The following is a 9780-nucleotide window of genomic DNA, read 5'->3' as shown; positions in this document are numbered from 1 at the left end:
GCAAAGCGCTTACATCACCGCGATAAATCCCAAACGGATTTACGCTTGGCGCGGGGTGGAGCAGCCCGGTAGCTCGTCAGGCTCATAACCTGAAGGCCGCAGGTTCAAATCCTGCCCCCGCAACCAATGATACTTGCGATCCCAACAAAGCCCCTTCGTGGGGCTCTTTGCGTTCTACAGCTGTCGACAGGATGCCGGCGAGATCGCTGTGTTCCGACGTAGAGTTTGCCCCCGCTATCGGCGCCGAAGGCTGACCCCGGTCACGCAGAAGAAATGGCAATTTGATCAGCGCATTGATCTGATCCGACCGAGGGGCATTCCTCCGCGCCGAAAGGGGTCAAACTTCCACGCTTAATCACACGTTATGGCTATGACAGCGAAGCGCCGCTCTATTTCCAGCTGGTATAATCGGCTGCAACGCATCCAAATGGCGCGCGATCCTGACCGAAGCGCTTCTTGAGCTGGTCACATCCCCACCTGTTCAAGGGTGCAGGCATCAAGTTGTTGATGTCCACGCCCGGAGATTGAAACTGGGTGTCAGAGCTCGTCACATACCAAAGCCAAAATCCAAACACACCGACGACAATGAGAACCAGGACCCCTAGGAACATCTGAAGTCGCTTCCAGATGGAAATCGTCTTCGTCGGCGCATCGACCAGAACCGGCTGCTGATCATTTTGGTACTCGTGAGCGAAGGGAGCCAATGCGGCCATTCGCTCCTCATCCGTCAGCGACACGCGCTGGAGACGATTATCGAGCAGCACCGGCAGGGCCGTTTTGCCATGCCTAACGGCCAAGCCAACAGATTTGCCATTGGCCGATCCAATGATCAGGGGCTCTTCGCCGTCCTTCATGCGGGTGTAGGACGACCGTCCGGTCTTATCGCTGGCGATCTTATCGTTATAGGTAATGGAAAGGGTCCCGCGTCTGCGATCAAAAGCGGTAATTTCGACAGGCACAGGCTTGAGGACTGCCGGGTGGCGCAACTGGCTTTTGACTCGCCAGATACGCAGGGTCAGAAAAATCATCCCGACACAAAGTCCGCCTAGAAGCACAGTCAAGACGGTAAGCGTGATGATGCGATTCCAGAGCTTATCCAAGCCGAGGCTGATGGTTGCCAGTTCCGGATGGTCCGCGGAAATCACCAGGCCGGTCTCGTAGTCGCCCATATGAAAATCGACAAACATGACCTCGACCTCGGTATCGTAGTCATGTCCATTATAGCTGTAGACCAGCCGTGCCTCACAGTCGGTGAAAATGGCCCTGCGCGTGGTACACCGGCCGTTTTGAATGTCGCCGCTGTCCAATGCCAATGGGTTTTGGCTGATCTGAAAGTCTCGGTAGATTCCCGGGGCTTCCCAGATGAACACAAAGACCGTCAGAAGCAGGATGATCGGGGTCGACCAGAAATATGCCCGCGGGGTCGAGATCACATTCGGTGCCAAAGAGAGGGGGCGGTTAGGGAAGGAATTCGGGTATGTCATATACGAACCTTTCAATATTATCGTGCTGAGAAAAGATCAGGGAAGATCAAGGTTTGGGTCCAGACTTAAGACAGGTCATGAGTGGCATGACTTCGTCCTGACGCCTCCTCGCTGCTGCAGTGCGCTATTTTAATAACGTCCGGATGTCTTTCTGAGAGCGTCGCGTAAGGTCGGATGCGCGCTTTCCATCCTTGTCCCGGATCGATTTGTCGGCGCCACGATCGAGAAGCAGCTTGATGTCGGCAGCAACATCTGTCCGCCCGACGGCGACATGCAACATCGTACGGCCCGTCCCGTCTGTTGCGTTGATATCGATGCCAAGCGCCAAGAGGTGGTCGAGCATTGCAACCTCGTCAGCGTTGGCTGCACGCAGGCTGGTCATCGTCAGGAGATTATGAAGAAGCGTACCGCCGTCCGGTAGACGCTCCAAAGGGTCGAGCCCGTAGGTCTCCATCAGCTTGAAGCCCTCGACGCGGGTGCAGTAACATAAGGTGCTGCGCCCTTTGAGATCGCGCACCTTCGGATCGGCGCCAAGAGCAAGCAGCGCTTTGGCATTGGTGTAAACCCCATTCCACGCGCCGAGCAGGCTCGCCTGAAGCGGTGTATAAACCAGTGAGGTGCTGCTTTCCTCGGTGGGTTCCGCCACCGCATTGATGTCGGCGTTATGCTCGACGAGAACCCGGATTTTCTCAGGCGTGCGCGCATAATGGAGAGGCATCTCGCCTCCGCTTGCCCGCGCGTTGACATCCGCGCCGTGCTTCAACAACTCTAGGGAAGCGTCGGGCTCTGCCCAGTAGAGCATTGTGGTGCCATTGTCCCACTTCGCATCGGGATCGGCGCCAGCCTCAAGCAGGATTTGCAGAGTGGCAAGGAAGTCAGCCTCATTGATCTGCCGTTCAAGCTGCGGTTGGAGCATATCGTCCATTGCCTGTCGCATCAGTGCGACGGTTTCGGCATCTAGGCCAGGGCTTTCAGGCGATCTCTGTTCATCCTGAAGGCGCTTTTTGAGGCTTGACCTGTCGGCTGCGATATAACGGTTTCTCTGGGTCAACAAATGATGGATCGGCCAATATCGCTCGTCCTTCCAACCGTTGACGCGCGCGCCATGGGTAACAAGCCAGCGGGCGGTGGCAGGTGTCCCCGTTATCGCCGCCTCCGCCATTGCAAGATGACGGGTGTTCAGCGAAGCCCCGGCTTTCACCAGCGCCTCAAGGACCACGATATTACCGTGGCGCACCGCGTAACTGACGGCGTTTGAGAACTCGTCTTCCCAAGGGCTGCTGTCTCGATCCCAAGCTGAATTCCAGATCGCATCTGGAGTAGCGCCAGCCGCAAGCGCCGCTAAAACGCCTGCCGTATTGTTTGATAATGCGGCTTCGAGCAGCGCCCTATCCGCAGTTGTCGTTCCGACGATGGCCGGCGGTGGCTCGTTGGTCTCAACGGCAGCCGGTTCTCGCTCCAGCCAGGCGCGCCAAGCCCTGCCGCCTGCGCTCTCCGCTGTCAGATAATAAGTATCGTCCTTCCACTCCCCAAAGGGCATCCACGACGCCCATTCGGTACCGGCAAAACCGAGCTTCGACATTTCGGTGATGAAGGAAAAGAAATCAGGTGCGAGCGCCATCCCATGCAGGACTGCAAGCTCATGACTGAAATAGCGCACCGGATGCGGCCCGGTGGGGCTACGCATGTCGATCGTCAGCATGTCGCCGTTGACAAGCGTGTAGAACGGAAACTGTTTCTTCCACATGTCCGGAGTATTCGGCGCTTCCGATGCATCGATATCCGCTGAAGACGCTTTCCAGTTTAAAAAATTGGGAATGGCGTCGTACTCGATATGCTCGATGTCCCAAATGGCGTCGCGGTTAAAGCTCATGGTCGGCAGGCTCTGTTTTTCGAGAGCCTGCAAATGGCTCGGGATATGCCAACCAAAGGCAATATGACCTGAGAAGTCGGTCAGCATGCGTCGCAACTGCTCTGGAATTGCCTGGCCGTAGGCAGTCTCGATGCGTTTGATAGTCGCGACCGAAGCCGGCGGCGAAATTGAAAGCGGCGTTACGTCCCAACCTCGCCGCTGGGCGATATCCTCCATCCAGCGCCAGTCCTGTTGCCACCGCGCAAACAACTCTTTCGTCATATTATCCCCCTGCTGGGAACAGCCCGATATCACCGAAGCCGCCGCTATGCCTGCGCCGGCCGCCAGAAAGGTACGGCGTGATAATTTGTGGAGCAAAAGCATTAATTCCGCGCCGGTCTAACCAATTTCAGCCGGGTAAATAGGTTCTGGCGCCGGCGCGACAACCCACTCGGGAGCAGACGGATGAAGCGCGCGTAGTCTGAGATTTTGGTTCTCCTGGATGTTGCGCCGCCCCTTCGAACCTTACCAAGAATTCACTGTTCTTTACCGTCTGCGAATGCGATCTAGCCTTTGCGAAATATTAGAAGGCGCTTTGATGAACGAGCTTCGAAGTCTCCGTGCCATCATAGATCGGTTTTGCGCAGAACAAGGTCTGTCGATCGCATCTGCTGCTGGAATGGATGCAGCGCGCCATTGTCTTGCCCAAGCAGCCGCTCGAAACCTTGATGAGCGGCAAATGCTTGTGGAGTTATATGAATGGTATCAGCTCTACGCCAAACGCACTGCAGGCGTTGCCGTGGCAGAGAACTCTGGTCATCTCCGCGATTCTGGCAACAATCACGAGCAGGTTAAGGCGGCGTAGCAAGGCACTTCCGTCAGCTCTCGGCTGATAGAAATTCGAGCCGGCAATCGAAGGACAATCAACAGAAGCCGTTGAGTTTGAGGATCTTGTACGCCTCTATGGCCGCCCGAAGTTCGTTTTCCGAGTTGCGATCGCCTTGGTTGGCGTCGGGGTGGTGCATTTTGAGCTGTTCCTTGTAACGGCTTCTGATTTCCTCCGGCGTCGCATCGTGTGAAAGACCTAGTGTCTCGAATGCCTTGGCCTCGAGTACCTTGAGTTTGCGAACCCGGAGAGCTGCGTTGGCTGCTTGGCGCACGGCAGCACTTTTACGGGCATTGACCGCCTTGGCGGAGCCTGATCTAGCCGTTGAAGGAAGAGGGGCCTCTGTAGGCTGGCGGATCCTTGTACCGACGGTCGGGCGAAGACCGCTCGCTGCTTCTCTCTGATAACGGGCGGTTTCGACGTCGGACAGCGCCGGTGAATAGTTGTAGCCCTTTGAGTATTTTTGAACGTGCTCGGCGCAGAAGAGCAGGTAGGTGCCTTCAGCACCGCTACCGACGGGAGCCCGATGGGAGCCGGTTTTCTCGCATTCGTCCCACTGGCAGTTTGGGCCGCTCGGTTCCTGATGCTTTGATGGGCTTTTGCGGATCGGGCGCACGCCGACGAAAATCTTCGAGTCAGAGGTCATCGCGCTTTATATGGCAGCAGCAAAGTGGACGGCAAGATTTTGTTTCTGAGGTGCCTTCACTCCTGTAGCCGCGCGCTGTCAGCACAAGAAAAGACAGGCGGGCGACCGATCAGTCAAAAACTAAACTGATGAAAGGTACCGAGTCGCAACCGATTGATCGGAAGGCGTGCAAAAATACTCACTGAATGACGGGTCGTCGTTTCGCTTCCGTGCGAGAATAATGGAATTTCGCGCGAATGTTCGTCCGAGGTGCCCCGGCGCCAAACCGCTTTCAGTATCTCTTCTTCTTGGAGATCTTGTTGCCATATGGTCCGCTGACCATCGGTGACCTTTCGCGGTTTTCCGCAAGCAAGGTTCGCCAGCGCTCCACGCGATCGGCAGCAAGCGTTCCATTCGTGACGGCTCCCTGTACAGCACAGCCGGGCTCGTGGACATGACTGCAATCGCGAAACCGACATTGCGATGCCAGCTCGGTCACGTCGGCAAAGAACGTATCGATACCGTCGGCGATATCACTAATGTAGAGTGTCCTTATCCCGGGCGTATCGATCACCCAGCCGCCGTCTGGAATGGCATGTAGCGATCGCGCTGTCGTCGTATGCCGCCCTTGGGCGTCATATTCGCGAATTGCGCCAGTCTTCTGGCCTGTTTCCGCGCCATGTCCGACAAGCGTGTTCACCAAAGTTGATTTTCCCACACCTGAGGATCCAACCAACGCACTGGTCTGTCCAGCACTGCACCATGGTGCCAAAAGTTGACGCGCTTCCTCTGACCGCCCGTTCAAGAGGATGACGGGTAGATCAGGTTGAAGAGCTTCAGCTTGGGCGCGGAACGTGCCGGCATCCTCGGTGGTGTCGGCTTTGGTCAGCACGATCACCGGGTTGCTCCCGGCCTGGTTGGCCATGATCAGATAGCGTTCGAGCCTCGCCGGGTTGAAATCGGCATTGCACGAGGTCACGATGAACAGGGTATCGACGTTGGCAGCAACAAGCTGTTGGCCCCGTCCGTTCTCAGGGCGCCGTTGAAAGACGGTTTTTCGGTCGAGGCGGCGAATGAACATGCCGCTGATCGGATCGGCAAGCACCCAATCGCCCACCGCGAAGTCGGCCGTGTTGGAATTGGGTGGGAGTTCTAGCTCGACCGAACCAATAGCATCAATTGCTTCGATGCGGGACCGATGAACCGAGGCAATCCGCCTCGGTGCAAACTCAGCCTCACCAGGCTCTACCTGATCCCTGAAAAAGCCTGACCAACCAAGGCGTTCAAGCGGTGAAAGGAGCGTGAGACTGCTCAATTGCGGCTCGCAATCATTTGGCTATCATGAGTGGGTTCAGATGCGGTCGTTTAAGGCTGACCGGCTGATCCCGCTTAGGCAAGGACTGTGCATGAGCAATAGCCTCGCCAGAATAGGGGAAATCGTCGCCAAGCTGTAGGTCACCGTCATAGACCTTGAAAATAGGACCCTCTCGTTCGACGATCTTGTAGCCATTGACGTATTCGATTTTTGGCGTTTTCCAGCCCATTCAAATTCTCCAAAGCTGTCCGAGATCCCGACTGCGAATTTGGTGCCCGAAAGCTCGTATTCGGCAATTCACTGATCTAGCAGCTCCCCGTGCAAAACACGAATTGTTTGACACTGCACCTCCTTTTTAGGAGCCGGCATCGTTTCGGCGGTCGCCAGTCTTTCTGGTGTGTGACCAGGCGTAGGACACCTGAGCGCAGATCTAAGGTCATCTATCATTCAAACTAGGTCGACAAGCTATGTCATCGCTGTCAAAATAGAAAAGCTGCCCAGTATCAACTGGACAGCCCATGGTGCTTGCCTGAAGTAGGCGTCGGTTCAATACGGCGAATTGCATTGTGCCCGAACACCGGCACGCGGCGAGTAGGTGTTGTCCGATGCGCGGTAGGACTGGTAGCGGTTAGCGCACCACTGGACATGGCTCGAGCCGCCTGAAGCGCGTGGTTGGCTGGCGATAGCACCGCCAATGATGGCGGCAGCACCAAATGCGGCCAGCGGATACCAGAAGCCGTCGCTGTGTCGACGGTAGCCGGGCCGCCGGTCTCTGTAGCCTTGACGGCCGTTGTACCAACCCTGTCGACGAACATCGCGGCGGTCACGATAGTCGCGGCGGTCGCGCCAATCCCCGCGGTTACGATCCCGCTGTATATAAAGCTGTACGTTTTCCACGGCCGAGACTTGCGGGGCCGGTGCAGATGGCAGCGGTACAGCAAATGCGGACGTCAAAGAGGTAAGGCTCATCGCGACAGCCAAGGAAGCTGCGGACAGCATTTTTGTTATGTTCGTCATTGAGGTTTCCTGTTTTCAGCGTGGGGTAACCTTCCAAGAGGAATAAGGTTCCCTGAAATAGGGTTGCTCGCGAAAGCAGGTTGAACCGCTACTCTGGAAATCTCGCCGAGGAATGCCCATATTGTTTCCAGGTGGGCCGTTCTGGCCTGCGTTGGCGCGATGCGCACGTTTCCCCGGAGATCGATCATGTCTAATGAAAAAAGCGCAGCTGCGCCTCTGTCTGCCATTGCCGTCGCAAAGAAGTACCGTATTGCAATCGAGGACGCTAACGCCATCATCGAACAGCACGGCGACGACGCCAAAGCAATCCATAAAGCCGCTCGACGCATTGCTGCGTGAGCTGAAAACCGTGAACGCTTTGGGTTCCGCCTTCTTATAGGCTATGTCCTGTATTGCCTGAATTCGCTCAAAGACCGGAATTGGCTTCTGAAGCACGCCGATTTTCCGGGAACGACGCCTCTCAGCGCGCCGGGAAGTAGGACTGGATCGAACGCAGCCCGATCGTACTAAACCCGATGAAGACGAGCGTCTCGCGCATGGCGGCGCTCGTCGACAATACCATGGACCTGGCAAGGTTCCAGCTGGGGGCGGGTGGCCTTCAATCTCATCAGAGGCCCACCTCGAACCCGCCCACATGTGTGGCGAGCCTACTTGTGCTTCAGCAGCCACATTTTGCCGGCCATCGTGATCCCGTGCGGGGAAATGTTGGATTCAACGTCCGAATTCAGCGTCTGGAGCAGGCCATTGTTTCGCAGCTCCTCCACGGTCGCAGTCGTCAGGAACTTGATCTTCAACGGGCGCTCCTTGAACCTGTCGGTCCTTGCATAAGTCACGGTCGCGTTGAGATGCGTCCATCTTTTGCCCTCCTGAGGATAGAGGTCGCCATCCTTGGCAAGTTTCAGGCCTTTGATCTGGGTGGGGGTCAACGTGATCATTAAAGCTGTCGTGTTGGGGCTGACCTTGGCGGTCGTGTTCATGCGGGTTCCTAACGATAGTAGTGAGCCCATGCGCAGATGCGTGGGCACGAAGGTTATCTGTGAGCCGTGGCGTGGCGGGCTTCTCTGAAGGAGACCAGCTTGCCGCGTCTTTCATCCCAAAGAGCCAGTCGTACGCATCCAAGGCTTTGCCAGAGGGTGATGCGACCGATATCTGCCAGTTCGGGATGGTCGCGCAGCACTTCCGGTAGACGGTAATATGGAATTCGGCTCGAAAGGTGATGGATATGGTGGACGCCGATATTCCCGGTCAGCCACCGAAGCACCAGAGGAAGGTCGTAATGCGAGGCGCCGTGAAGGGCGGCCTGGGGAAATTGCCACTCTTCGGACTTCGACCAGTGCGTTTCCTCGAACTGATGCTGAACATAAAACAGCCAAACGCCCGCCGCCCCGGCCAGCAGAACGACAGGGAGGTGGATCAGCAGAAAGGGAACCAGTCCGATTGCCCATATCATCAGGCCGGTCACGATCGCGATCGCCAGATTGGTCGCCATGGTGGATATCCAGGGCATGGCCTCCGAACCCATCATGCCGATCGGCAGGCGCTGTTTGAAAAGAAATAGCCAGGCAGGCCCGATGCCGAACATGACCAGCGGATGTCTGTAGAGCCGATAGCCAAGCCGCGCTCCCCAGGATCTGGCGCGATATTCCTCGACCGTAAGGGTTGTGATATCGCCGACACCCCGTTCATCGAGATTTCCGGCAGAAGCATGATGCGTTGCATGGGCCCGGCGCCAGTAATCGTAGGGTGTCAGGGTCAGGACACCGAGCGTGCGACCCGCCCATGTATCGAGTTTTCGCCGCGCGAAAAACGAACCGTGTCCGCAATCGTGCTGAATCATGAACAGCCGAAGCAGGAAGGCAGCGGCCGGCAGGATCAGGAGATAGCCGTACCAGACACCGTGGAGAATACAGACATAAGCGCCAGCCCAGAACATCGCAAACGGCAAAACCGTCACCAGAAGTTCGAACACGCTACGCCCAAACCGGGGCTGTCTGTATTTCGCCAAGATCTTCAGCAAAGCGCCGGCCGTGTCTTCGGCAGGCGGCTCCATTCGGCGAGCTTGGACGTTCATCGACTGCCATGCCTTTCCAGCCGCGGCACAAAACCCGGCAGGTCTTGTTTGTCAGATGAACTTCCGCCCATCACGCGCGACGGGCCTTGCGTGCCGCATACCGGCGATCGCGTTCGGCTTTTCGTGCCGCTTCATCGGCAATGACACGTGAGACGCGATTGTTGATCTCCGCCTGCCGGGCTTCGGCCTCAGCCTTTTCATGTTCCTGAGCTGCAGCTGCCAGGGCCGCAGCCTCTTTCAAAAGACGCTCGTTTTCTGCTGCCTTCAGGGCATCACGCTCGGCACGGCGTGCGATTCTCGCCGCGCTGATCGCTTCGCGCTCCGCCAGCCGCTCCTGCATTGCAGGGTCCGTTGGTTTCGGTGCCGAGGCAAATTTTGCCAAAAGCTCACGCTTCGCGTTATCCGCAGATTTACGGCGCTGGGCGAAGCTATTGTCATCCGGGTGTCTCAATGGAATTCCTTGTCAAAAATTAAGATGGTCAGGACCAGCATGCATTCGGATCTGTCATGTATCATGACTGCCTCTCGAA

Annotated in this window: 11 protein-coding genes and 1 tRNA gene; 3 read left to right on the top strand and 9 right to left on the bottom strand. The window is 56.7% G+C overall.

Annotated features, from left to right (window positions below):
• Positions 1-49: 49 nt before the first annotated feature.
• Positions 50-126: transfer RNA gene (locus KX729_RS28360), tRNA-Met, on the top strand.
• Positions 127-389: 263 nt separating this feature from the next.
• Here the strand turns inward: KX729_RS28360 and KX729_RS28355 are convergent.
• Together KX729_RS28355 and KX729_RS28350 are read right to left on the bottom strand one after the other, a co-directional pair.
• Positions 390-1484, bottom strand: a complete 1095-nt coding sequence (locus tag KX729_RS28355) for a hypothetical protein (RefSeq protein WP_219745837.1) — start codon at positions 1482-1484, stop codon at positions 390-392.
• A gap of 124 nt (positions 1485-1608) precedes the next feature.
• The gene (locus KX729_RS28350; protein WP_219745836.1) at positions 1609-3618 is read right to left on the bottom strand and encodes a hypothetical protein; all 2010 of its coding nucleotides are present in this window, start codon (positions 3616-3618) and stop codon (positions 1609-1611) included.
• A 316-nt stretch (positions 3619-3934) separates the two neighbouring features.
• Between KX729_RS28350 and KX729_RS28345 the strand changes: the two genes are divergently transcribed.
• Positions 3935-4201: a hypothetical protein gene (locus KX729_RS28345; RefSeq protein WP_219745835.1), complete on the top strand. Its 267-nt coding sequence runs from the start codon at positions 3935-3937 to the stop codon at positions 4199-4201.
• A gap of 58 nt (positions 4202-4259) precedes the next feature.
• Here KX729_RS28345 and KX729_RS28340 read toward each other — a convergent pair whose 3' ends face one another.
• The 4 genes from KX729_RS28340 to KX729_RS28325 form a co-directional block, all read right to left on the bottom strand.
• Positions 4260-4868: a J domain-containing protein gene (locus KX729_RS28340; protein WP_219745834.1), complete on the bottom strand. Its 609-nt coding sequence runs from the start codon at positions 4866-4868 to the stop codon at positions 4260-4262.
• Between the two features lie 271 nt (positions 4869-5139).
• Entirely contained in the window at positions 5140-6162 is a 1023-nt protein-coding gene (gene rsgA, locus KX729_RS28335; protein WP_219745833.1) for a ribosome small subunit-dependent GTPase A, read from the bottom strand.
• 13 nt (positions 6163-6175) lie between these two features.
• A complete protein-coding gene (locus KX729_RS28330; RefSeq protein ID WP_219745832.1) occupies positions 6176-6391 on the bottom strand; it encodes a hypothetical protein in 216 nt (71 codons plus the stop codon).
• Between the two features lie 317 nt (positions 6392-6708).
• Complete coding sequence (locus KX729_RS28325) at positions 6709-7179, bottom strand: BA14K family protein (RefSeq protein ID WP_219745831.1); 471 nt, start codon at positions 7177-7179, stop codon at positions 6709-6711.
• Positions 7180-7365: 186 nt separating this feature from the next.
• Between KX729_RS28325 and KX729_RS28320 the strand changes: the two genes are divergently transcribed.
• A complete protein-coding gene (locus KX729_RS28320; protein ID WP_219745830.1) occupies positions 7366-7518 on the top strand; it encodes a hypothetical protein in 153 nt (50 codons plus the stop codon).
• 308 nt (positions 7519-7826) lie between these two features.
• On the opposite strand, the gene KX729_RS28315 is transcribed toward KX729_RS28320, so the two are convergent.
• The 3 genes from KX729_RS28315 to KX729_RS28305 all read right to left on the bottom strand — a co-directional run bounded on the left by KX729_RS28315 (position 7827) and on the right by KX729_RS28305 (position 9701).
• Positions 7827-8114, bottom strand: coding sequence for a hypothetical protein (locus KX729_RS28315; protein ID WP_219745843.1), 288 nt, complete (start codon positions 8112-8114; stop codon positions 7827-7829).
• A 95-nt stretch (positions 8115-8209) separates the two neighbouring features.
• The gene (locus KX729_RS28310) at positions 8210-9250 is read right to left on the bottom strand and encodes a fatty acid desaturase (protein WP_219745829.1); all 1041 of its coding nucleotides are present in this window, start codon (positions 9248-9250) and stop codon (positions 8210-8212) included.
• Between the two features lie 70 nt (positions 9251-9320).
• On the bottom strand, positions 9321-9701 hold the full coding sequence (locus tag KX729_RS28305) for a DUF6481 family protein (protein ID WP_219745828.1): 381 nt from the start codon (positions 9699-9701) through the stop codon (positions 9321-9323).
• Between the last annotated feature and the right edge of the window lie 79 nt (positions 9702-9780).

This window comes from Neorhizobium populisoli, assembly GCF_019430945.1.
GTDB lineage: Bacteria > Pseudomonadota > Alphaproteobacteria > Rhizobiales > Rhizobiaceae > Neorhizobium > Neorhizobium populisoli.
Note: the sequence above shows the minus strand (reverse complement) of the source record. Positions and strands in the feature narration are given on the sequence as shown.